Source organism: Niastella koreensis GR20-10 (genome assembly GCF_000246855.1).
GTDB classification, from domain to species: domain Bacteria; phylum Bacteroidota; class Bacteroidia; order Chitinophagales; family Chitinophagaceae; genus Niastella; species Niastella koreensis.
The window spans coordinates 1,085,862-1,110,709 of record NC_016609.1; the positions used below are offsets into that span (position 1 = coordinate 1,085,862).

General features: G+C 45.6%; 17 protein-coding genes. 12 read left to right on the forward strand and 5 right to left on the reverse strand.

Translation table 11 applies throughout. The features are described from left to right. The first annotated feature begins 266 nt into the window (after window positions 1–266). The 4 genes from NIAKO_RS04325 to NIAKO_RS04340 all read left to right on the forward strand — a co-directional run bounded on the left by NIAKO_RS04325 (window position 267) and on the right by NIAKO_RS04340 (window position 6,109). Window positions 267–2,189 carry a DNA topoisomerase IV subunit B gene (locus NIAKO_RS04325; protein ID WP_014217178.1) on the forward strand — a complete coding sequence of 641 codons (1,923 nt, stop codon included), beginning with the start codon at window positions 267–269 and terminating at the stop codon, window positions 2,187–2,189. 88 nt (window positions 2,190–2,277) lie between these two features. Then, a complete protein-coding gene (locus NIAKO_RS04330) occupies window positions 2,278–3,123 on the forward strand; it encodes a DUF1835 domain-containing protein (protein ID WP_014217179.1) in 846 nt (281 codons plus the stop codon). 5 nt (window positions 3,124–3,128) lie between these two features. Continuing rightward, complete coding sequence (locus NIAKO_RS04335; RefSeq protein WP_014217180.1) at window positions 3,129–3,488, forward strand: DUF4260 domain-containing protein; 360 nt, start codon at window positions 3,129–3,131, stop codon at window positions 3,486–3,488. 95 nt (window positions 3,489–3,583) lie between these two features. After that, window positions 3,584–6,109, forward strand: coding sequence for a DNA gyrase/topoisomerase IV subunit A (locus NIAKO_RS04340; protein WP_014217181.1), 2,526 nt, complete (start codon window positions 3,584–3,586; stop codon window positions 6,107–6,109). Window positions 6,110–6,281: 172 nt separating this feature from the next. Here the strand turns inward: NIAKO_RS04340 and NIAKO_RS04345 are convergent, their stop codons facing one another. The 3 genes from NIAKO_RS04345 to accD form a co-directional block, all read right to left on the reverse strand. Further along, window positions 6,282–7,280, reverse strand: a complete 999-nt coding sequence (locus NIAKO_RS04345) for a hypothetical protein (RefSeq protein WP_014217182.1) — start codon at window positions 7,278–7,280, stop codon at window positions 6,282–6,284. Window positions 7,281–7,786: 506 nt separating this feature from the next. Next, window positions 7,787–8,224, reverse strand: a complete 438-nt coding sequence (gene smpB, locus NIAKO_RS04350) for an SsrA-binding protein SmpB (protein ID WP_014217183.1) — start codon at window positions 8,222–8,224, stop codon at window positions 7,787–7,789. An 81-nt stretch (window positions 8,225–8,305) separates the two neighbouring features. Then, a complete protein-coding gene (gene accD, locus NIAKO_RS04355) occupies window positions 8,306–9,217 on the reverse strand; it encodes an acetyl-CoA carboxylase, carboxyltransferase subunit beta (protein ID WP_014217184.1) in 912 nt (303 codons plus the stop codon). Between the two features lie 469 nt (window positions 9,218–9,686). Here accD and NIAKO_RS04360 point away from each other — a divergent pair, with 469 nt between their 5' ends. From NIAKO_RS04360 to NIAKO_RS04390, 7 genes are all read left to right on the forward strand, one after another. Then, window positions 9,687–10,403 (forward strand): succinate dehydrogenase cytochrome b subunit, encoded by a 717-nt coding sequence (locus NIAKO_RS04360; RefSeq protein WP_014217185.1) that lies wholly within the window; start codon window positions 9,687–9,689, stop codon window positions 10,401–10,403. Between the two features lie 74 nt (window positions 10,404–10,477). Next, window positions 10,478–12,484, forward strand: a complete 2,007-nt coding sequence (locus NIAKO_RS04365) for a fumarate reductase/succinate dehydrogenase flavoprotein subunit (protein ID WP_014217186.1) — start codon at window positions 10,478–10,480, stop codon at window positions 12,482–12,484. 32 nt (window positions 12,485–12,516) lie between these two features. Continuing rightward, window positions 12,517–13,281, forward strand: coding sequence for a succinate dehydrogenase/fumarate reductase iron-sulfur subunit (locus NIAKO_RS04370; protein ID WP_014217187.1), 765 nt, complete (start codon window positions 12,517–12,519; stop codon window positions 13,279–13,281). A gap of 243 nt (window positions 13,282–13,524) precedes the next feature. Then, window positions 13,525–15,027, forward strand: coding sequence for a hypothetical protein (locus tag NIAKO_RS04375; RefSeq protein WP_014217188.1), 1,503 nt, complete (start codon window positions 13,525–13,527; stop codon window positions 15,025–15,027). Window positions 15,028–15,273: 246 nt separating this feature from the next. Continuing rightward, window positions 15,274–16,896, forward strand: a complete 1,623-nt coding sequence (locus NIAKO_RS04380; protein ID WP_014217189.1) for an ABC-F family ATP-binding cassette domain-containing protein — start codon at window positions 15,274–15,276, stop codon at window positions 16,894–16,896. Between the two features lie 133 nt (window positions 16,897–17,029). Then, complete coding sequence (locus tag NIAKO_RS04385; RefSeq protein ID WP_014217190.1) at window positions 17,030–17,752, forward strand: class I SAM-dependent methyltransferase; 723 nt, start codon at window positions 17,030–17,032, stop codon at window positions 17,750–17,752. Window positions 17,753–17,902: 150 nt separating this feature from the next. Continuing rightward, window positions 17,903–21,409, forward strand: coding sequence for a hypothetical protein (locus tag NIAKO_RS04390; RefSeq protein ID WP_242675541.1), 3,507 nt, complete (start codon window positions 17,903–17,905; stop codon window positions 21,407–21,409). Window positions 21,410–21,476: 67 nt separating this feature from the next. On the opposite strand, the gene NIAKO_RS04395 is transcribed toward NIAKO_RS04390, so the two are convergent. Further along, window positions 21,477–22,454 carry a coiled-coil domain-containing protein gene (locus NIAKO_RS04395; protein ID WP_014217193.1) on the reverse strand — a complete coding sequence of 326 codons (978 nt, stop codon included), beginning with the start codon at window positions 22,452–22,454 and terminating at the stop codon, window positions 21,477–21,479. A gap of 259 nt (window positions 22,455–22,713) precedes the next feature. Between NIAKO_RS04395 and holA the strand changes: the two genes are divergently transcribed. Further along, the gene (gene holA / locus NIAKO_RS04400) at window positions 22,714–23,712 is read left to right on the forward strand and encodes a DNA polymerase III subunit delta (protein WP_014217195.1); all 999 of its coding nucleotides are present in this window, start codon (window positions 22,714–22,716) and stop codon (window positions 23,710–23,712) included. Window positions 23,713–23,851: 139 nt separating this feature from the next. On the opposite strand, the gene NIAKO_RS04405 is transcribed toward holA, so the two are convergent. Then, window positions 23,852–24,826: a bifunctional riboflavin kinase/FAD synthetase gene (locus tag NIAKO_RS04405; RefSeq protein ID WP_014217196.1), complete on the reverse strand. Its 975-nt coding sequence runs from the start codon at window positions 24,824–24,826 to the stop codon at window positions 23,852–23,854. Window positions 24,827–24,848: the final 22 nt, after the last annotated feature.

A 24,848-nucleotide genomic window follows, 5' to 3' on the forward strand; every position in this document is an offset into this window, starting at 1 on the left:
CTCATTTGGCTATATTTGCCCGTTCAGGCGTTTTTGGTGTACGATTTGTAGATTGTGGCCGGTTTTGCGGGACAGGAAGCGGGGATTACTGCAATTGTGCATCTTTACACCATTTATTTCCAGTGTTTTAAGTATTTTTCCCGGGAATACCCCGTTGCTAAAACATATGGGAATTTTACTATTTGAGGGGAAGCAGGGACAATCGGAAACCACTCACCATTGACCACTCACCACTCACAAGCAGAAAAAGACATATCCGTATAAACATGGCAAAGACAGAAAAAAACGACTTGTTTGATTATACCGAAGACTCGATTAAATCGCTTGACTGGCGGGAGCACATCCGCCTTCGTCCGGGTATGTATATCGGTAAGCTGGGCGATGGCTCCAGTCCCGATGACGGTATCTATGTGTTGATCAAAGAGGTGATCGATAACTGTATCGACGAATATACCATGGGTTATGGTAAGCAGGTTGATATTTCCATCAGCGAAAAATCGGTTACTATTCGTGACTACGGTCGTGGTATTCCGTTGGGTAAGGTGGTGGAAGTAGTGAGCAAGATCAATACCGGCGCCAAATACGACAGTAAAGTATTCCAGAAGAGTGTGGGTTTGAACGGGGTGGGTACCAAAGCGGTAAATGCCCTGAGCACCTATTTTAAAGTAACCGCCTTCCGCGAAGGAAAGGAAAAAACGGCCGAGTTTGAACGCGGCGTTCTTACCAAAGAACATAAGGAGAACAAAACTTCAGAAGGTAACGGCACCATGGTTACTTTCATTCCCGATGATACGGTATTCAAGAACTTCCATTACATCCATGAATACCTCGATAGCCAGTTGTGGAACTATTGTTACCTGAATGCCGGTTTGGTGATGAACTTCAACGGCAAAAAGTACGTTAGTAAGAACGGTCTGCTCGATCTGTTACAGCGTAAAACAAACGAAGACGAGCTGCGCTATCCCATCATTCACCTCAAAGGCGAGGATATTGAAGTAGCCCTCACCCACGAGAACCAATACGGTGAAGAATACTATTCATTTGTAAACGGACAGTATACAACCCAGGGTGGAACCCACCTGGCGGCTTTCCGCGAGGCAGTGGTTAAAACCATCCGTGATTTTTATAAAAAAGATTATGATGCGGCCGATATCCGGGCCAGCATTTGCGCGGCTGTTTCAGTACGCGTGCAGGAGCCGGTGTTTGAATCGCAAACAAAAACCAAACTGGGCTCGCAGGTAGTGTATGAAGGCGGTCCTTCCATGAAGAACTTTGTGGGTGAGTTTATGAGCAAAGAGCTGGACAATTACCTGCACCGGAATCCAACGGTAGCCGATTCTTTGAAGAAGCGGATTGAACAAAGCGAACGCGAGCGTAAGGAACTGGCCGGTATTAAAAAGCTGGCGAACGAACGCGCCAAAAAAGCCAATCTGCATAACCGCAAATTGCGTGATTGCCGCTACCACCACAACGATGAGCCAACAGGCCGCGATAAGGAAGCTATTCTGGAGAAGGGGAAAGAAAGCACTATTTTTATTACCGAGGGTGATTCGGCCAGCGGCTCCATTACCAAATCGCGCAATGTAGAAACGCAGGCGGTGTTCAGCTTACGCGGAAAACCGTTGAACTGTTTTGCATTGACGAAGAAGGTGGTGTATGAAAATGAGGAGTTCAATCTGTTGCAACACGCCCTGAATATTGAAGAAGGTTATGAAGGCCTGCGCTATAACAACATAGTTATTGCCACTGATGCCGATGTGGATGGCATGCACATCCGCCTGCTGATGATGACCTTCTTCCTGCAGTTCTTCCCCGACCTGGTAAAGAACGGTCACGTATATATTCTGGAAACGCCTTTGTTCCGCGTACGCGATAAAAAACAAACTTTCTATTGCTACGATGATGTGGAAAAGAAGGCTGCCATTAAAAAGCTGGGCGGCAAGCCGGAGATCACCCGTTTTAAAGGATTGGGTGAAATTTCTCCCGAAGAATTTGCCCGTTTTATTGGCCCTGAAATGCGCAAACAGCCGGTGATCATCGAGCAGGGCGAACACGTTCAGCAATTACTGGAATACTATATGGGTAAGAACACCCAGGAGCGGCAGGAGTTTATTATCGACAATCTGCGTGTAGAACTGGATCTGGCGGAAGAAACAGCTGCAGCGGAGGAAAAAGCAGCCAAAAGCTAAAAGCAGAAAGCCAAAAGCTGTATTTGCTGTAAGCTTTAAACTTTGGGCTATTAGCCTTGCATTTTAGTATGATTAAAGTTTGTAACAAATGATTCATATAGTTTTTAACGAGCCGGATGTTGACGTGCTGAAGAAAGCCATCGAGCTCGATGAAACATTACAGGGCGATGTGCTCCTGATAAAAGACGATTATGCCGTAGGTCCAATTAAGAATATATATGAGGAAGAAGGCATAGAAGCGCGCAAACAATGGTGGCGCGAGGTGCTGGCCGGTGGCGATTATGACGGGAAGGTTGACATGTTTGAGGTAGACGATATGCAGGTGGTGGTTGACCTGATCGTAAAACTGGCGCTTAATATCGATGAAAAAGTATACATATGGGCTGCACAGAATAAACATGATGTAAGCGGTTATTACTGGCTCATGAGCCAATTGAAGGATTTTCAGGGCAGGTTATTTATTCTGTACCTGAACAACCTGCCTTTCATCAATGAAAAGGGTTTGATCTTCTATCCCGAATGGCTGAGCCAGATTCCGCCCAAAGAATTTTTGAAGGCCAAGAAATTAGCACGCCCCATTACGCTGAGCGAATTTGAAGTAGACCCCGATGAATGGACGCGTTTGCAGAATGAAGAGAAAGGCGTTCGACTGCTGGAAGGTGGTAAGAAATTAGGGCAGAAGGACTATGATTTTTATGATGATGAATTGAAGAAATACATCACCAACGACTGGCAAAAGGCCAGCAGGATCATCAACAACATGCTGAACAAAAGCAAGCAAACAACAGGCGATGCGTATCTGTTGTGGCGCCTGAAACAGATGATAGCCGCCGGCAGTTATGATGTACAGGGCGAGCTGAAGGGGATGAAGGATTTTGAGGTAAAGGGTAAATCAGTTCAGGCAGCGCCGGTAACAGAAGAAGCACCTCAATAAATACTATGAAAAGAACAATAGCCCTGGAAGAAGCAGCAATGTTTGGCCTGAGTATTTTCCTTTTTGGGAAATTATCTTTTGCCTGGTGGTGGTACCTGGTGCTTATTCTTACACCTGATTTTAGTGCGTTGGGGTATTTGGTAAATACACGTATTGGCGCCATATCGTACAACTTCTTTCATCATAAGGCGGTTGCCATCATAGTGTATATTGCCGGATTTTATTTGAATAATGAAGTGGTACAATTGATAGGTTTGATCTTATTTGGTCATTCAAGTATGGACAGAATGTTGGGCTATGGACTTAAATATCCGGATAGTTTTCAGAACACACATTTGGGTATGATTGGAAAGAAGAGTAAATAAGATGTGAATTTAGATAAATATGACGCAGTAGTAGCTAAATGCCGCTACTTTAAAAAGTTTGACGAAGATTTTGAATCAATAGTATTGAACTAACTATGGCAAAAAGTAAAGACAATAGTTTTTTACAACAACAGGGCGATACAGGGGTAACCGGTCAGTATAAAACCTGGTTCCTTGACTATGCCTCGTATGTGATCCTTGAAAGAGCCGTGCCGGCTGTGGAAGACGGGTTAAAGCCTGTACAGCGCCGTATCCTGTATGCGATGAAAGAAATGGATGATGGCCGTTTTAATAAAGTGGCCAACATCATTGGGCAAAGTATGCAATACCACCCCCATGGCGACGCCAGTATTGGTGATGCACTGGTGAACATGGGTCAAAAAGACCTGTTGATAGAAACCCAGGGTAACTGGGGCGATGTGCGTACGGGTGATGATGCTGCCGCTGCCCGTTATATTGAAGCAAGACTGAGCCGTTTTGCACTGGATGTTGCCTTTAATGCCAAAACCACCGAGTGGGCCGTAAGTTATGATGGTCGTAAAAATGAACCCGTAACGCTGCCCATGAAATTCCCGTTACTGCTGGCGCATGGCGCCGAAGGTATTGCGGTTGGTTTGGCCACTAAAATATTACCCCATAATTTTTGTGAGATCTTAGAAGCGGCCATCAAATACCTGCGTGGCAAGAAATTTGAGCTGGTGCCCGATTTTCAAACTGCCGGGATGATTGACGTTACCAACTACAACGAAGGTAAACGCGGCGGTAAAGTACGGGTACGCGCCCATATTGAAGAAGTGGATAAGAAAACACTCGCTATCCGCGACGTTCCGTATGGTGTTACCACCACCCAGTTGATGGATTCTATTGTGAAAGCCAATGACCAGGGTAAGATCAAGATCAAAAAAGTAACGGATAATACCGCTGCTGAAGTAGAAGTGCTGATCGATCTGGCGCCGGGCATTTCACCCGATATCACCATCGATGCCCTGTATGCCTTCACCGATTGTGAAGTAAGCATTTCACCAAACGCCTGTGTGATCGTTGATAAAAAACCAACTTTCATCAGCGTTCACGAACTGCTGCGCATATCGGCCGAGAACACCAAAGAATTACTGAAACGCGAGCTGGAAATAAAGCTGGCCGAGTTGCAGGAGAAATGGCATTACACCTCGCTCGAAAAGATCTTCTTTGAAGAAAAGATCTATAAAGAGCTGGAGAAGCGCTATGCTACCTGGGAAAAGGTGCTGGATGGCATTACCGAAGCCTTCAAACCTTTCCGCAAACAGCTTCGCCGCGATATTACCCGCGAAGACATTGTAAAGCTGACAGAGAAACCGGTTCGCCGTATCTATAAACTGGATATTGAAGAACTGGATGCACAGATAAAGGGACTGGATAAAGAGATCAAACAGGTTAAGCACGATTTGAATAACCTGATTGACTTTGCCGTTGCGTATTACGAAAACCTGCTGCAGAAATATGGCAAGGGTCGTGAGCGCAAAACCGAGATCAAACTGTTTGAAGCCATTCAGGCAAAACAGGTGGCCATTGCTAACACCAAGTTGTACGTGAACCGTGCCGATGGTTTTATTGGCAGCGGTTTGAAGAAGGATGAATTTGTAGTGGATTGTTCTTCGCTCGATGATATCATCGCTTTTACCCGTTCAGGTAAAATGAAAGTTGTAAAGGTGAGCGACAAAGCCTTTATTGGCAAGGACATTATACACGTGGCCGTTTTCCAGAAGAACGACGAGCGTACCACTTACAACATGATGTATGTTGATGGTAAAACTGGCATCACCTACGCCAAGCGTTTTAATGTAACCGGTATTACACGCGATAAAGAATACGATCTCGCTAATAAAGGGGCTGAGAAAACAAAAGTACATTACTTCAGCGCCAACCCAAATGGCGAAGCGGAAGTAGTAAAAGTTATACTGGACCCCAACAGTCCGGCGCGTAAAAAAGAGTTTGATTTCTATTTTGAAGAACTGGAGATCAAGGCCCGCCAGAGTTTGGGTAACCAGGTAACCAAGTTCAGAGTTAAAAATGTTAAGTTCAAAGAAGCAGGTAAATCAACCCTGGGCGGTAAAAAGCTGTGGTTCGACGATCAGTTCGGCCGCTTAAGTACAGAAGCTAAAGGGCAATACCTCGGCAGCTTCCAGCCTGATGACAAGATCTTCGTTGTTTACAAAGACGGTAACTACGAGATCACCGATCAGGAGCTGACGCAGAAGTTCGATATTGAAAAAGTGATCCAGATAGAGAAATTCAACCCCGAGAAAACGGTAACGGCTATTTACCTGGATAACGACAAACAGCAGTTCAACGTAAAACGTTTCAATATTGAAACCACTACTTTACGTAACAAGTTCATGCTGATTAAAGAAGGCGAGGGCAATTACCTGGAAGCGGTGACCACGCATCCTGAACCAATTGTGCAAATAAAAACGGGCCGTGGCGCACAGGTGCGCACCCAGAAGATCAAGATTGCCGATATGGTAGAGGTAATGGGCTGGAAAGCGGTTGGTACCAAACTGGCCGACTTCAGCAAGAGCACTGAGTTTGAATGGACGATGAAGGAGCAAAAAGAAGATCCGGAACAACCGGAACTGTTCTAAAGGCAGGTGAAAGCTGTAAGGTTAAAGCCTAAAGCCAATACACCCCGACGCGGAAACGCGGAACCTGGAATTCGAAACTTCTAAATAAAAACTAAGGCCTCCCGATTACCGGGAGGCCTTTTGCTATTATTGTATTTGTATTTCCATTAGCACATTAGCTAATTAGTTTTCGCTAGTGTCGCGATATTCGTTTCCTGATACGCACGGTGGCGTTTTGGGTGAAAGAGCTGGAGAGAAATACCTCAAACCGGGAAATGCCATCGGTAACTACCATTAAAGCCGTGTTGGGTGGTATGCGGCCCAGGTTTTCGGCAAATAAACTCACTTCGTTTACATCCTTGCTGTTATCGAGGGTAAGATAAATATTCACTGCGCGGGCGGTGAGCTCCTGGTGGGTAATTACGGGCTGGCCGTTCAGGAAAACGGTAACGGTATCACCGTCGATCTCCCCATTATCATACAGGCTGATGCGAATGGAATCGCTGCCAATTTCAAGGTCTTTTGTATACGCGATCTTTCTTCGGGTGAACTGGGCAACCAGGTTCCGTTCGCTGTAGGCATCGATGGCGCTGTCGGTGATCTTAACCGGGGCTATACTGGCAGTTCCAGTGGTTGAGATAGGAGCGCTGTTTACAACCGGCATGCTGGATTTTACCACCACATCTTCACGTTGCGGCATCCAGAACCGTTTGCCTACAATGCTGCTGCTCAGCATGCTATCCAGGTTTTTGGTAGCCACGTCCATGGTAAAGTTTACCCGCATTTCGGGGCAGGTATACTTGTATTTGTCAATGGTCACAAACGACCCGTTCATAGAGCTTTTTACTTTACTTACCCGGAAAGTGCCTTCAAAATCCATCATACATTCGGCACCGTTCTGGGTGCCCCGGCTCTGGTAAAACAGCATGGGCAGGTTTTTAATGCTTACCTGCCTGGTAGTTTGGTCGTAGGTACCCCGAACAAAAAAGCTTTGATATGTATCTTTAAAATAATAGCCAAAAACGCCTTCTACCGAGCTTCCCTTTTGTTTTAATACCAGTTCTGTAAGATAGTTATTGTAAACGCCTTGCGTTACCACATCTGCCTTACCATACCAGGAGCCCGATATAGATTGGGAAAAAGCAAACCTTCCGGTTACTAATAATAAGAGAACCAAAATAATGCGTAGCATATGTTAATTTAAGTAGAAAAATCAAGCCAAGCAATAAATTGCAAATTTCTTAATACGAAATGCCTCCGTTAAGTAAATGCCAGTGTTGGGTACTTAACGATTTTCTAATCGGCCTATGGCTTGTTCCTGGGTGGGTGTTTTTCAACCGGATATTGTAATCGGAAGGGTACAGATTAAAGGTGTGCCATTATCAGGCAGTATATGCCTGCCTACAAAAATATATCGGAGTTTTCAATTCTCAGAGTAATCGGGAAACTGTGTGGAAAATAAATTAGTTAATTAGTATATTTCAGTGGTGCGGTAGTAATTATACGTGTGATTTCTGTGGTTAATGAGGAAAGCTGCAAGCTTCAAGCAAATACAAGCTGAAAGGCGAAAGCAAAAAGGTAAAAGAAAATCCCATTCCGGCTCTAATGCCCTTTATCAACTCTGTCAACTATTTCAACCTTTTTCTTAATTCCTCTATGCCTCACTTCAAGCCCTTGTTAACCTGTCAACAAGTCAACTTACTTAATATACCGTTTAAGCTCCCGATCATTATCCCGCTGCTTGATAGTCTCCCGCTTATCGTAATTCTTTTTACCCTTAGCCAGGCCAATTTCCATTTTCACAAATCCCCGCTCGTTAAAGAAAATCCGTAATGGAATGATGGAGTAACCTCTTTCTTTCATCTTGGCCTCCAGTTTCCGCAACTCCTTTCTGTTTAACAGCAATTTGCGTTCCCGAACCGGGTCATGGATGTAGAGTGAGCTGTGAGAGTACTGGGCAATGTGAAAGCTTTTGACCCACAATTCGCCCCTGTGAAAAAAACAGTAGCTGTCGTTGAAGCTGGCGCGTCCGGCGCGCAGCGATTTCACTTCCGATCCCACCAATACCATACCCGCATCGTATTTATCTTCGATGAAATAATCGTGGTAAGCCGAGCGGTTCCTGATATCTGCCATAATAAACAAAAATAGGAAGTATGAAGCAAAAAGCGCCTTTCAGGCCTCTTACTTCATACTTCGCACTTAAATATAACTGTATTAATTCTTAAATAAGGATAATACCGTAGCTAACTTTTCCTTCAATTCCTTCCGGGGAACAATGAAATCGAGGAACCCGTGTTCCAGTAAGAATTCGCTTCGCTGGAAGCCTTCGGGCAGGTCCTTTTTAATTGTTTCCTTAATAACGCGCGGACCGGCAAAACCGATCAGGGCGCCTGGTTCGGCAATATTCAGATCGCCGAGCATCCCGAACGAAGCCGAAATACCACCAAACGATGGGTCGGTTTGTAAGGAGATATATGGAATTTTTGCATCTGTTAACTGCGATAATTTACCCGACACCTTCGCCAGCTGCATCAGCGAGAAGGCGCTTTCCATCATGCGGGCGCCGCCTGATTTACAAATGATCATCATGGGTATTTTTTCTTCCAGGCACACGTCGATAGCGCGGGCTATGCGTTCACCCATTACACTACCCAGGGAGCCGCCGATGAATTCAAAATCCATACAGCCTACCATAAAAGGAATTCCTTTCAGGTTCCCTTTTCCAATCCGGATGGAGTCGGTAATATCGGTTTTGGCCCAGATCTCGTCAAGGCGCTTTCCGTACGACTTCAGATCGGTGAAGTGAAGGAAGTCTTTGGAACGGATGTTCTCAAAGAGCACCTCGTATTTATTATCGTCAAATAAAATTTCAAAGTATTCGGCGCTGCCGATGCGGTGGTGGTGCGTACACTTAGGACAAACAAATAGGTTTTCCCGCAGTTCGGTCATGGTGCAGATGTAGCCGCACTCGGGGCATTTGCTCCATAAACCTTCCGGTGTTTCCTTCTTTTCAGCGGTACTGGTTGTGATACCTTTCTTAATGCGTTTGAACCAGCTTCTTTTGGTCTCTTCACCGGCACCGTCTTCGCCTGCTAAGTTGGCTTCAAAATCCTCTTCCTGTTTCATTAAGTAGATTTAAAAGGGGCTAAAGATAGGGATTTTAACAAAATGAGTCCGAATCTCAATCTTTTATACCTCCGTAACGCTAAAACGGCCTAAGTATTTTACTTTATGAAAATCATTCTTTAGGGTTGATTTAACGGGACAAATCAGGATGGTTTTCAGGAAAATTTTAACAGGGTGTTGATTTTTAAGCTTGCTGCGTTAAATTTGCGGCAAATTTAGTTGGCTGCCTTCAGCGATGGATTTTAAAAGTTCTTTGTTCTTTAACCTATCTCGATCTAATGCAGGTGTGCTTTATACCCCCTAAACAGCAAGTATAATAAATACCTGTGCCCTTAACCTTTTTTCAGATGAAACGTCCCTGGCAAATTTCATTATAGATAGAGGGCGATGATAATTTTGCCGGACGCGATCACTGGTTTGCTGGCAGGCATTCGGTGTGGACCTATACTATCAATTAATTCATTTTCGCATGAAATGGTCTGAGTTCTTCACGTCTTCGGTAGGTAAAAAGTTTGTTATGGCCTTTACCGGGTTGTTCCTGATCTCGTTTTTGATCGTACACGCAGGGATCAATGCCTGTATCTGGGCTGATCTGGTTGATCCAAATGACAACGGTGAAATGTTTAACAAAGCGGCCCATTTTATGGGAGCGTCTTATGTGATCCGCATTATGGAAATCGGTCTCTTCATTGGCATCCTCGCTCACATTGTACAGGGTTATATGCTCGAAGTACAGAACAGGGCCCGCCGCAAAAAAGGTTACCAGGTAGCTATGGGCAGCAAAGGCAGCGCCTGGTACAGAAAGTCAATGGGCTTACTGGGTACGCTCATTCTGCTTTTCCTCATCATCCATCTTAACAACTTCTGGGTTCCTTCCCGCATTACTTATGAAACAACACTGGGTGAAGTAACGTATAACAACGGTGCTCCCATGCACGACTTATACACCCGCATGTTACTGGTGTTCTCAAATGGCTGGGAAGTGGTATTATATATCGCCGCCTGTTTTTCTCTGGCCTGGCACTTGCTGCATGGTTTCCAGAGTTCGTTCAGAACTATTGGCGTGCACAACAAGAAATATGTGGCCATGGCTAAAGGCGCAGGCGTTGTTTTTTCAATCTTCATTTCTTTACTGTTTGCATTGATGCCCATCAGTATCTATTTTGGTTGGGTGAACAATAATTAAGAATAATAGTTAAGAAGTTCTTCCTTACAACCATTTGACTGTTTACGAAATTTAAAAACAAGAAATTTTAGGATATGCTTAATTCAAAAATTCCCGCCGGGCAGTTGGATCAGAAGTGGACAGATTATAAGGGACATTGCAAACTGGTAAACCCCGCTAACAAACGCAAGCTGGAAGTGATCATCGTGGGAACCGGGCTGGCCGGTGCTTCTGCTGCCGCATCATTGGGCGAACTGGGATATAAAGTAAAAGCATTTTGTTTTCAGGATTCACCCCGCCGTGCGCACTCTATTGCCGCACAGGGTGGTATCAATGCTGCAAAGAACTATCAAAACGACGGTGACTCTGTTTTCCGTTTGTTCTACGATACTATTAAAGGAGGTGACTACCGCGCGCGTGAAGCCAACGTACACCGCCTGGCTGAAGTGAGCGCTAACATTATTGACCAGTGCGTGGCGCAGGGTGTTCCCTTAGCCCGCGAATATGGTGGCCTGCTTAGTAACCGTTCATTTGGTGGTACGCAGGTACAACGTACCTTCTACGCTGCAGGTCAAACCGGTCAGCAATTGCTGATTGGCGCTTACCAGGCCCTCGAACGCCAGGTAGCCCTGGGTAACGTTACCATGTATACCCGCCACGAGATGCTGGATATTGTGATGATAAAGGACAAAGACAAAGAAGGTAAGGAAGTGGGTGAACCTAAATGCCGTGGTATTGTGGTGCGTAACCTCATTACCGGTGAGCTGGAACGCCACTTTGGACATGCCGTATTGTTATGTTCCGGTGGTTATGGCAACGTGTTCTACTTAAGTACGAACGCTATGGGCAGCAACGTAACCGCTGCCTGGAAAGCACATCGCAAAGGCGCTTATTTTGGTAATCCCTGCTATACGCAGATTCACCCAACCTGTATTCCTGTTACCGGCGATCACCAGTCGAAACTGACGCTGATGTCGGAATCACTGCGTAACGACGGCCGCATCTGGGTGCCGAAAAAACAGAACGATACCCGTAAAGCAAGCGACATTCCCGAAGAAGAAAGAGATTATTACCTCGAAAGAAGATATCCCGCCTTTGGTAACCTGGTACCACGCGACGTGGCCAGCCGCGCTGCCAAAGAGCGTTGCGATGCCGGTTATGGCGTAGGTTCCTCCAAACAGGCCGTTTACCTCGATTACGCCAACGCCATCGAACGTTATGGCCGTATAGAGTGTGGTAAGCTGGGAGAAACCAATCCTTCAAAAGAACTGATCCGCAAGCACGGTCTTGAAGTGGTAAAAGAGAAATACGGTAACCTGTTCGATATGTATGAAAAGATTACCGGTGAAAACCCATACGAAGTGCCCATGCGCATTTACCCTGCGGTGCACTACACCATGGGTGGGTTGTGGGTTGACTATGAACTGATGACTACTATCCCCGGTTTATATTGCCTGGGTGAGGCCAACTTCAGCGACCACGGTGCTAACCGTTTAGGCGCGTCTGCTCTGATGCAGGGTTTGGCCGATGGTTACTTTGTAATTCCTTACACCATTGGTAACTACCTGGCCGATGAAATTGCTACCAAGCCTATTTCATTAGATCATCCGGCATTCGTACAAACAGAAAAGGATGTACGCGACCGTATAGAAAAACTGATGAGCATCAAAGGCTCACAATCCGTAGAAAGCTTACACAAACGCCTTGGTAAGATCATGTGGGATAAATGTGGTATGGCCCGTAACGCGCAAGGGTTGCAGGAAGCGATCAAAGAAATTCAACAGCTGAAAAAAGAATTCTGGAGCGATGTGCGCATCCCCGGTGGTGTCAATGAAATGAACCCCGAGCTGGATAAAGCCAACCGCGTAGCAGACTTTATAGAGCTGGGTGAGTTGATGTGCAAAGACGCGCTCAACCGTGCTGAAAGCTGTGGCGGACACTTCCGTGAAGAATCGCAAACAGACGAAGGCGAAGCTTTACGCGACGACAGCAAATACCAGTACGTATCTGCCTGGGAGTTCAAAGGCGAAAGCGACTGGCAATTACACAAAGATGAGCTGATCTTTGAAGTAGCAAAACCAACTCAGCGCAGTTACAAATAAATTTTTAATTCCCTAATTAACACGTTTATATAATGGAGCACTATACAATGAACCTTACGCTGAAAGTGTGGAGACAAAAGAATAGCCAGGAGCAAGGTAGATTTGAGACTTACCAGGTAAGTGATATTTCCTCTGAAATGTCTTTTTTGGAAATGATAGATGTGCTGAATGAGCGACTGATAAAAGAAGGAAAAGACCCAATTGCATTTGACCACGATTGCCGCGAAGGCATTTGCGGTGCATGCTCTATGTATATCAACGGCCGCCCTCACGGGCCCTGGCATGCCAACACCACCTGCCAGTTGCACATGCGTGCCTATAAGGATGGCCAAACCATCGTAGTAGAGCCCTGGCGCGCCAACAGCTTCCCGGTTATAAAAGACCTGGTGGTTGACCGCAGCGCTTTCGACCGCATTGTTCAGGCTGGTGGCTATATTTCCGTAAATACCGGAAATGCCGTTGACGCCAACGCCATGCTGATTGAGAAAGATAAAGCTGATGCTGCCTTCGCTGCTGCCGCCTGTATTGGTTGCGGCGCCTGCGTAGCGGCCTGTAAAAACAGCTCAGCCATGTTGTTCCTTTCGGCCAAGGTATCGCACCTGGCATTGCTGCCACAGGGTGAACCCGAGCGCAAATCACGCGTGCTGAACATGGTTCATCAAATGGATAAGGAAGGATTTGGTTCCTGCACCTTTACCGAGGCCTGTGAAGCAGTTTGTCCGAAAGAGATCTCTGTAACAAACATCTCCCGCCTGAATAAAGAATATATGATCGCCGGGCTGACCGAAGAGAAATAGTTCTGAAAAAAGGATTCATCCAGGGCTGACAGGTTGAGGTGGGACTACTGCTTTGGCCGGTCAGCCCTGTTTTTTTTCCTGGTATTGAGATCATATTAGAAACGGATTAGGATTTACCCTGATAAGCAAAGTATTTACCCTTTTTTATGGGGGTTATGGCCGTTTTCAGGTTTTATTTTAGCAACCAATTTATAAAACCAAATAGGCCTGGTTAAATGGTGCATTTAACCTTGCTTGTCACATATGCAACGTAAAGATTTGTACCTGGTAGGGATTCTCTGGCTTCTTTTACTGTTCATTTTCCTGCCCCTTTTTTACAGCAGTTTTATCTTCATGGATGAGGCCTTTCAATTATGGGGCTACCGGGCCGTTCCCGGTTTTTACATGTTCATCGATGAAGGGCGCTATCTAACAGAGATCCTGCAGCGCTGGCTGTTCAATATGATAGATACCATAGACGGGGTTAAATACATGCGGCTGTTCTCCCTGTTTGGCTGGATGCTGTGTTTGCCGCTGTGGTATGCCATTATTAAAAAGGAAGTAGCCAATGTTCCCCAATATAAATACCTGCCTTTTTTTACCTGTTTATACCTGATTACCAATCCCTCTTTTTTGGTAGCCGTTCAATGGGCCACCTGTTTGCAGTTCTTTATTTCAGACACCGCCTCTTTGCTGGCAGGCGCTCTTGTTATAAACAGCCTTCGGAGTGACGAGTTTAAATTGGGAAAAGTGGTATGGGCAGCCGTGCTGGCCTTGCTGTTAGGCGTTCCTGCCATGTTTTTGTACCAGGGCTCATGGGCCTGTTTTCTGATTCCGTTTTTACTGCATTTTGTAAACCCCATGAACTTCAAAAAAGACAGGGTGCTGATAGGGGGGATGGCGGTTCACTTTTTTGTATATGCCGCATACTTTGTTGCCTATAAAATAAGCTTTCACCTTTTAGTGAATATTCCGGAAGATCCCCGCAATGGCCTGTATATAAACCCGATAGAGAAAATAGCGTTCTTTTTGGCCCGCCCACTGGAAAGAAGTTTTCGCTTTACGCTGTTAACCGAGGAAAGAAGTCAGATCTCGTTTGTGTACTATGCCCTGGCGCTGTTAACCCTGGCGGTCCTCACCTTTATACGGTTTGGGAAAGCGAAATGGTTGCAGGCTGTTAAATTCCTGGCGGTGATAGGCATCTTTTGGGTGGTATCGTATTTACCGGGTTTGCTGATAAGGGAAAGATTTGCCTCCAACAGAACCCTGATGGCCCTGAACATGTGCGTGTTCATCGTTTGTTTTGAAATGGCGCTGTATTACATTAAGAATCAGCGGGTGTTGCAGATAGGCGCCGTGGCCATTTTCTTGTTTTTCGTTTCCTGTGCCCGCTTTAACCTTAACCAGGGCTTTGTAAAGCCATTGGTGGCAGAAACAGCCGCGCTTAAAAATTACTTCAAAGAGCACTACAACAGGAATATTCAAACCGTGCATTGGATCCGTCCGCCTGAGGACGAACTGGCCAATAAATTTCACGTAAACTACTCCATGGACGAATTTGGGATGCCCAACAGCTACTTTGTTTGGGTACCTGAAAACCTGAGCAAACAGTTGGTTTATGAACAAACCGGCGACCGGATAGCGGGCCATAACCTGGTAGTAAAGCAATGGGCCAGTAAAGAAGAATACCTGAAGTCGGGCGAAAAGGCCGATAGCACGGTGTTAGTGGTTGATAATAAGGAGATTATTGATGACATTAAGCCCTAAAGGCAGGCAGAAGGCAGAGGGCAGAGATGAAAAGCACCTGGCAAACGGCAGAAAGCTACTTCGCGGCAAAGGGAAACCTCGAAAATAAGAATATAGAAATTAATTGTGAGGTCGCTTAACTCCTCCCCCTACCGGGGGAGGCCGGGAGGGGGCCTGAAACCTGTAACTAAAGTTTCTCCCAAATTCATAATTCCGTTTTCCCCATTGTTTATCGTACCTTTGCCGCTTCAAAATTTTTGCGCAAGTATGATTACAGTGAATAATGTGACCCTATCGTTTGGAAAACGGGTATTATTCGATGAGGTAAATCTTTCTTTTAGTAAGGGCAATTGCTACGGTGTAATTGGGGCCAATGGCGCCGGAAAGTCTACTTTCCTTAAAATTTTATCGGGTGAAATTGAACCTAACAAAGGGACCGTTGATATAACACCCGGCGAACGGATGGCTGTGTTGAAACAGAACCACTTTGAATTTGATGATGTTACTGTTTTGAACACGGTAATGATGGGGCATAAGAAGTTGTGGGACGTAATGCATGAGCGGGATGCCATTTATGCAAAGGCCGATTTTACCGAAGAAGACGGCATAAAAGCCGGTGAGCTGGAAGCTGAGTTTGGCGAAATGGGTGGCTATACCGCCGAAAGCGACGCCGCCAGTATGTTGAGCGAACTGGGGGTGAAAGACGAAATGCACCAGTTGCTGATGAAAGACATCAGCGGCGCCATGAAGGTGCGGGTATTGCTGGTACAGGCATTGTTTGGTAACCCCGACATCCTGATCCTGGATGAGCCGACGAACAACCTCGACGTGATGACCATCTCCTGGCTCGAGAACTTCCTGGCCGATTATCAGAACATCGTAATTGTGGTATCCCACGACCGTCACTTCCTGGACTCTGTGTGTACCCACGTGGCCGATGTTGACCGCCAGAAGATCAAAATATATACCGGTAACTATACCTTCTGGTACGAAAGTAGCCAGCTGGCTGCCCGTCAGGTAGGCGATAAGAACAAGAAGATGGAAGAAAAGCGGAAAGACCTTATGGAGTTCATCGCCCGCTTTAGCGCCAACGCCTCCAAATCGAAACAGGCTACCTCCCGTAAAAAGGCCCTGGAGAAACTGGTTATCGAAGACATCACTCCTTCAAACAGGAAATACCCTGGTATCATCTTCAAACAACAACGTGAAGTTGGTAACCAGATATTGAATATAGAAAAGCTGTCGAAATCCATTGAAGGCAAACCGCTTTTCAAAGACATCAGCTTTACCCTGAACAAGGGCGATAAAGTGGCTATTGTTGCCGATGACCATATGGCTATCACGGCCTTCTTTGAGATCATCAATGGCGAAGTGGCTGCCGACAGCGGTAAATATGAGTGGGGTGGAACCGTAACAAAAGCTTACTTGCCCAACGATAACTCTAAATATTTTGCTGAACAGGGTAATCTGAACCTGATGGACTGGCTGCGTCAGTATGTGCCACCGCATGTAACCGATGTGGATGAGCCGTTCCTGCGTGGCTTCCTTGGTAAAATGCTGTTCACCGGCGATGAGATCATGAAGAAAACAGGTGTACTGAGTGGAGGTGAAAAAGTACGATGTATGGTTAGCCGGATGATGTTGCAGGACCCCAACGTGGTGATCCTTGATGAGCCTACCAACCACCTTGACCTGGAATCGATCCAGTCGTTCAACGAAAGCATGACCAACTTTACCGGTATCGTTCTGCTGTCGTCGCATGACCATACCTTTATGCAAACCGTTGCCAACCGCATTATTGAGTTAACGCCCAACGGAGCCATCGACAAACTGATGAGCTTTGATGAATACCTGGAAAGAAAACAGGCTAATAAATTGCAATTGGCCTAAGCTATATAATAGTGATATTTTTCAGCCCCTTCCGGTTTACCGGAAGGGGTTTTATTTTTCCTCCCAGCCCTAAACCCTTATCTTTAGAACGTTCGCACCTAAAGAAATCAGACACCTTTACTAACGAATACATATGAGCACAACTGGCTGGGGAAATTTCTGGAAAGACCAACGGCAGTCGTTTTATGCGGTCATGAAAATGGCTACGGGTTACTTTGTATCAAAGTTTGATAAATTATACCCGCTACAGCCAACCGACGAGCTGTTTGATTATGGATGCGGTCCGGGTTTTGTGGCCGATTCCCTGGCTGGAAAAAACGTTCAATTGACCGGAGCAGATATTAATGATTTCTTTATCTCGGCATGCCGTAAAAAACATCCTACTGCCCGGTTCCTGCTAATTACTACCGATGTTGCCGCCAATAAAAAGATCCTGGCCGAAGCCCTGAACAGGAAACAATTCGATTACATCCTGCTTTTAAGCATCATTCAATATTTTAAAAGTGCGAACGACCTCGATGAGGTAATTGACATGCTTCGCAGCTATTTAAAACCAACCGGTAAACTTATCATAGCCGATGTGCTGGATGATAACACTTCTTCCATGAAGGATGCGTATTCGCTGCTGATGCATTGTATTAAGAAGGGCAGGATAGGGGCCTTTGTGGGTTTTATTTCCTACCTGTTGTTTTCAGACTACCGGAAAATTTCCAAGGAGAATAAACTGCTGTTGGTTTCCGAACCAACCATCCGCGCCATAGCCACCCGCCTTCAGTTACAGTGCGAAAAGGTGAATGGCCTCACCCTGCAAAAGTCACGCTCCAACTATATTTTGAGTCATGCGCCCGTAAAATGATCGGTTCAATTCCATTACAGATCGATAAAATAACAGTTCATGCAATAAATGCTAACTTTAAGCGCTATGGTTACCAAACCACCGTTTTTTCAATAGGAACTGTAAATACCCTCTTTTGAAAAGGCGACCATAAAAAATCTAACTAGGTTGTTGATCGGGAAGAACCTGATACTGTGTATTTGTTTTTCTGTTGGCTGGCTGCTGGCTGTTGCCCAGAATCCGCGTTCCGGTACCCCAGGGTCGAACCTTCGTAAAAAGGTGGTTTCTGCCAAACAGCACACCATCCTGCTCGACAGCATGAGCCTTGTTCCCGGCACCGTTTCTGTGGCCGGCATTCCCGATAGCCTGTACGACATTGATTTTGTAAATGCCCGGCTTACCTGGAAGCAGTTACCCCCCATGGATAGCGTACTTATCAGGTACCGCGTTTTCAGGACCCGCCTCAACGCCGCAGTGAGCCGGATGCAGTACGACAGCATCATGAATAATTTTATGGGTCAGCCATTTACTCCCGACTATGTGGGCGTGGGGGGCCTGGGCGATAACTTTTTCAACTTCGGAAACATTAATTACAGCGGTAGCTTTGGCCGGGGCATTTCCTTTGGCAACAGCCAGGATGCCGTATTTACCAGCAACCTGAACCTGCAGCTGAGTGGCTACCTGGCCGATAGTATTGAAATTGTGGCCGCCATTACCGATAACAATATTCCCATACAGCCCGATGGCACCACGGCCCAGTTAAATGAATTTGACCGCATTTTTCTACAATTCAAAAAGAAGAACTGGTCGCTGAGCCTGGGCGATATCGACATCAGGCAACAGCAAAGCTATTTCCTCACTTTTTATAAACGCCTGCAGGGGGTGGCTTTTGAAACCACCACCGACATTACCGATAAGATCAGGAACAAGACTATGGTGAGCGGATCAATAGCCAAGGGTAAATTCAACCGCAACATCCTGACCGTGCAGGAAGGCAACCAGGGGCCTTACCGCTTACAGGGCGCCAATAACGAGTTTTATTTTGTGGTGCTGGCCAATACCGAAAGGGTATACATCGATGGCGTATTGATGCAGCGTGGCGAAGACAGGGATTATGTGATCAACTACAATACGGCAGAGATCTCGTTCACCCCCAAACAAATGGTCACGAAAGACAAACGCATTGTGGTGGAGTTTGAATATGCCGACCGCAATTACCTGAACTCGAATATTTACCTCACCAACGAAACCGATATTGATAAGAAACTAAAAGTGAGGCTGGGGTATTTCAGTAATTCCGATGCCAAAAGCTCGCCCATCAATCAAAACCTGGATGCCGATCAAAAAGCATTTTTAAGAACACTGGGTGACAGCATAACCCGGGCGTACTATCCTTATGCACCAAAAGATACCTTTGCAGCAGGCACTATCCAGTATCAAAAGATAGATACCGTGTATAACGGCACGCATGATTCTATCTATGTATATTCAACCAACCCCAACAACGCTTTCTACACCCTGTCGTTTATTGAAGTAGGTGTAAATAACGGGAATTACATTCCCGACCTTAATGGGGCCAACGGAAAGGTGTACCGCTGGGTGCAGCCGCAGAACGGGATAAAGCAGGGGAATTTTGAACCGGCTGTGTTCCTGGTAACGCCTAAAAAACAACAGGTGGCCAACCTGGGCGTTGAGTATAACATTACAAAGAATATGGTGCTGAATACCGAAGTGGCTACCAGCCTGTATGATGTGAACACGTTTTCAAACATTGATAAAGCCAATGACCGGGGGTATGCCGCCAAAGTAGATTTCAAAAACACCATTCCTTTCAACAACTCCAGGCGGGGGATGAAACTGACTACCGACCTGGGGTATGAATATGTTGATTCCCGGTTCAAACCCCTGGAACGGTTGCGGAATATTGAGTTTACCCGCGATTGGGGCCTGCCGCTTTTAGCCAACAACCCGGTAAATGAAAACATCATAACCGCCGGGGTGGGAGCTGCAGATAAAAAAGGCAATTCGCTGAAGTACCAGTTCACTGAATACAACCGCGGCACTTCGTTTACCGGGTTGCGCCACAGCATTACCCAAACGCAGGTTATCAAGGGCTGGGTATTCAACAACCAGTTCACGTTGTCCAACATAGATGCTACCGATAGCAAAGGTTATTTCTGGCGGCCAACCATAAATATCTCCCGGCAGTTTCCGAAACTGAGAAATTACATTATAGGCGGTGCGTATGCGGTAGAGCACAATAAGATCCGTGATAAGCTTACCGATACCCTGGCGCCCCAAAGTTTTTCATTTACCAATGCATCGGCTTACCTTAAATCGGACCCGGGCAAACCCAATCATTGGGGCGTAAACTGGTTTACCCGTACCAACTCTTATCCGCAGACTTACTTTTTAACAAAAGCCGACCGCAGCCAGAACGTAACCCTGAATGCCGATCTAACGAAAGATCCGCGGCACCAGTTCCGGTTTACCAGCACTTACCGCAAACTGCAGGTCCTGGATACTATCCTGAACAGACAGTTGCCGGAAGAAAGCCTGTTAGGGCGGGCCGAATACCAGATCAATGTAGTGAACGGATTGTTGACCGGTAACCTGTTGTATGAGGTGGGAGCGGGACAGGAGCAGAAAAGAGATTATTCGTACCTGGAAGTACCGGCCGGTCAGGGTCAGTACACCTGGATAGATTATAACAACGATGGCGTTCAGCAGTTAAATGAGTTTGAAGTGGCCCTGTTCCAGGACCAGGCCAAGTTCATCCGCATTTTTACGCCCACCAACGTGTATGTGAAGGCCAGCTACAATACATTCAACTACAGCGTTAACCTGAACCCACGCGCTGCCATAAACCTGGCTACGGCAAACCTCCTGCGTAAGTTTATTTCAAAAATAAACCTGCAATCATCTTTGCAGATCAATAAAAAAGAAGTGGCAGATCAGCTGGTGCAGTTCAATCCATTTAAGGCGCCGTTGAACGATACTTCGCTCATTACCCTGAACAAGAGTTTTGTAAATACCTTCTCGTTTAACCGCTTTAACCCTAAATGGGGTTTCGATGTTACCAATTCGCGTACGGAATCCAAATCGTTACTTACCTATGGTTATGAAAGCCATAAGCTGGATGAGTGGACGGGGCGCACCCGCTGGAACATAACCAGGCAGTTTGCCCTGGAAACCACCGGCCGTACAGGGATCAATCAGCTTATTACCAGCAGTCCCAAGTTTGATAACCGCAATTACCTGGTTAAACAATATTCAGTAGAACCAAAGCTCACCTTTCAAAAGGGAGGTAATTTCAGGGTGGGCATAAGTTATAAGTTCAGCGATAAAAACAATGAGCAGGGCAGCCTGGAGAAATCCAAATCAAACTCGCTGAATACCGATGTAAAGTACAATATCCTGCAAAGCACTTCTATAATGGCTAAATTCACTTATTCAGAAATATCTTTTACTTCGTTCGACGGCGTGCCTAATCCAAACTCTTCTTCCGGCTATATTATCCTGGAAGGCTTGCAGCCAGGTAAGAACTATTTATGGACGCTGGACCTCACCAAAAGACTGATGAATAACCTGGAGTTCAGTATGCAGTATGAAGGGCGTAAACCAGGCGCTTCGCGGATAGTGCATATAGGAAGGGCATCGATAAGAGCATTGTTATAACAGACATCATAAAAAAAGTCCTCCCGACGCGTCGGGAGGACTTTTTTCAAAAATTTATAGTGAAAGATTATCCGAAGATTCCACCTTTCTTAAGTGAACGGGTAGCTTCGCCGATCTTGAAACCATTGTGGTATACTTCGATCTTGTAGTTACCTTGTTTGAAAGCGCTGTTTTGTTTCCAGGCGAATTCAACGTGTTTGCTTTTGCCAGCTTCGAAGTCAACAGGAACTTTAGCGGTGAACAGTTTTTCACCTTCTTCACGTGTAGTGAATTTGCCAGAACCTAAAGCTTCAACAGCTACTGGTTGACCATCGGGACCAGTGATGCAAACGTAAACATCAGTAGAACCTGATTGAGCGATGCGGTTAGCAACGTCCATAGCAATTACCAGTTTGTCAACTTTCTTTGCCGAGGTTGTTTCTGATTCTTTACCGTTTTTCTTTTCGTTAACCGGAGTAACAGTGATGTTAGAAGCATTCAGGGTAGAAGCGATGTCTACTTTAGTTGCTAATTCATCTTTCTGTTGAGTGGTAGTTTGCAGATCTGTAGTGAGTTTTTCTTTATCAGCAGTCAACTGGGTTTTATCTGTAGTCAACTGTTGATTTTCCGCAGTTAAACGGGCTACTTCCTGTTCCAGGTTAGCGATCTTGTCGTTCAGTTCGCCGATCAAAGCCTGTGCTTTTTTCTTTTCACCTTCAGACAGACGTTGTTTTTTCAGGATGCTACCGATCTGACCTTTCAGCTTTGTGATTTCGCTGGTTTTATCATTTACTTTTCCTTCCAGTTCATTGTTATAACCGGTTAAAGAATCCAGACGAGTTAAAGCTGCATCAAAGCTTTTTTGTAATTCATTCTTTGATGAATCTACTGCTACGTATTGAGTTTGCAGTTGAGTGATCTTTTGATCAGACTTGTTTTTGTCCCATAAAAAGTATCCCCATGTACCAAGAATACCAACGGCTAATAAACCGATGATCAGGTTCTTTGAATCACGTTTTGGGGGTGCACCTTGTGGACTAGCGGATGGATAATTGGTTGTACTCATAATAAGTGTATGTTTATTTTGAAAGGTTATGAAATCGGGTTCAGTATTGCGTTTTTATTATGGGTTAGTTCGTTGTTATTGGGTTTCGCATATGGGTTTGACCAAAACCATGCCAGAATTTTGCTTTTAACCTTTCCACAGGCCGGCATTGAACGCTGAAGTGTGGGAATGTATTGTGTTACAGTTGTGTATAATTCGCTATATGTCATGGCTTATTTTGTGGTAATATTGCAAAGTTTAAACCACGATTTATTAATAGATGTCTGCTGAAAAAATTATATCTGACTGGAAAAAGAAGCTCTTTAAACCGGTTTATTGGCTCGAAGGCGAAGAGGATTATTTTATCGACAAAATAGTGCATTATGCCGAGCATAGCATTTTAACGGACGCTGAGGCGGGTTTTAATTTGACCGTGTTTTATGGCCGTGATGCAGACTGGACCCAGGTGATCAATGCCTGTAAACGATACCCCATGTTTGCTGAACGCCAGGTGGTGTTGCTGAAGGAAGCGCAACATATGCGTGATATCGACAAATTGGAGTCATACATCGGGCAACCACTGACATCCACCGTGTTTATTGTAGCATACAAAGAAAAAAAGGTGGATGGACGTACGCAGCTGGCCAAACTGCTGAAGACAAAGGCTGAATTGTTTACTACCAAAAAAATGTACGATAACCAGCTGCCCGATTGGACCAATGAGCTGGTTAAAAGTAAAGGCTATACCATTTCACAAAAGGGGTTATTGCTGCTGGTAGATCATATAGGCAATGACCTTAGCCGTATTGATAACGAGATTGAAAAAATGCTGGTGAACCTGGGCAGCAGGACCAGTATTACCGAAGATGATATTGAGAAGTATGTAGGTGTAAGCAAGGAATACAATCCTTTTGAATTACAATCGGCCATGGCTGCAAAAGACCTGAGCAAAGCCATGCGCATCATCCAATACTTTGAAGCCAATCCCAAGGCAGCGCCCATACAACTGGTATTGCCTACGCTATATAACCTTTTCAGTAAAACCTATATGATTTTTGGCCAGGCCAGTAAGGATGAAAAAACCATTGCCGCCAATATTGGCGTGAATGCCTGGTTTGTGAAAGATTATTTACTGGTAGCACGTAACTACGGCTATAACGGCGTTGAAAAAGCGCTGCTGCTGCTGCATCATTATAACCTCCGGAGTGTGGGGATCAATGATACGGGTTCATCAGATGCTTCGTTGTTGAAGGAGATGGTGGCGAAGATGGTGAATTAGGCTAATGTGATAATTCGATAATTTGCTAATGTGATAATGGAATACAGACTGCGGTAAGGCTTTGCGTGAGCTTCGGATTTTTCATTTTTGTATTCACTTCAACATTCGATTTTCGACATTCAATATTTTGTATTCCCCTTTATCCCTTTCCTAATACCCTTAAAGTATCTTCTTTATCTTTTGCGAGTTGTTCAACCAATGCTTCAAGTCCGTTGAACTTTACTTCGCTGCGCAAATATTTTTTGATGTATACGCGTAAGGTAGCGCCGTAGATATTTTCATTGAAATCAAAGATGTTTACCTCAATTACCCGGTCAGTGCCACCGATGGTTGGCCTTATACCAATACTCATCATTCCGTTTAGCAATCCCTGCCCTTTGCCCTCTTCTGTTTGCCGTTTGCCGTCTGCCGTCTGCCGGATCTCCGCTTGCACCGCGTAAATCCCATTGCCCGGGATCAGCTTTTCTTCATTTTCAATACGCAGGTTGGCGGTGGGATAGCCCAGGGTTCGGCCCAGCTTGTTGCCGTCTACTACCGTGCCTTCAAAAAAGAAATCGTAACCCAGCAGGGTGTTGGCCACATCGGTATTGCCATGCAGGATGGCTTCGCGAATGCGGGTGGAGCTTACCGTGTTGTCGTTGATGAGGTGGGCTGGTATTTCCATCAGGCTAAAGCCAAGGCGCTGGCTGTATTCTTCCAGCAATTTGTAATCGCCCTTGCGGTCCTTTCCAAACCGGTGGTCGTACCCGATGATAACGGTATGGGGATGAAATTTCTCAACCAGGAATTGTTCAATATAGTCTTCGGGCGTTTGTTGGGCAAACGCATCGGTGAACGGCACCACCACCAGGTGATCGATGCCATTTTTATCGAGCAGTTCAATTTTTTCGTCGATCGTATTGATGAGCTGAATACCGGGCTGGCCGCTCACGATCACTTTCCGCGGGTGGGGGTGAAAGGTGATGATCACCGTTTCCCCGCCAATCCGGGCGGCTTCGCGCTTCAATTGCTCCAGAATGGTTTTGTGGCCGGTATGCACCCCATCGAACGTGCCTATCGTAACAACAGCCTTTTTAAAGGCCGGAATGGTTTCTGTTGAGAAGTAAACTTTCATAAACGAGGTGCGAATATATTTA